Origin of the sequence: Jeotgalibacillus sp. ET6, from assembly GCF_029667115.1 — a bacterium.
In the GTDB taxonomy this organism is placed as follows: domain Bacteria; phylum Bacillota; class Bacilli; order Bacillales; family Jeotgalibacillaceae; genus Jeotgalibacillus.
Genome location: NZ_JARUIU010000166.1, coordinates 1 through 255, shown reverse-complemented (window position 1 = coordinate 255; position 255 = coordinate 1). Strand labels below are relative to the sequence as shown.

General features: G+C 31.4%; 1 pseudogene. It reads left to right on the top strand.

Annotated elements, in window-relative coordinates:
- Positions 1–255 (top strand): annotated as a pseudogene (locus P6709_RS20100) (hypothetical protein); the annotation flags it as partial.

The following is a 255-nucleotide window of genomic DNA, read 5'->3' as shown; positions in this document are numbered from 1 at the left end:
ATTGGGATTTTTCGCACAAAAATATAGTTATGAGCTTCAGCAGATTCTTGAAGAAGTATTGTATACAGAAGAGCAGCTTCAGGAAAAAATTAAAGAGCTTGGAAGCGAGCTGACAAAATGTAACGATCAAGTATCCTTTTACAAAGAATTTTCAAATGATGAAGAAGTGGTATCCTTTTATTTTCAATGTTTTGACCGAACTGATATATTATCGATGCTTTTGTTAATTCGATACATAATTTACCTAAATCTTCA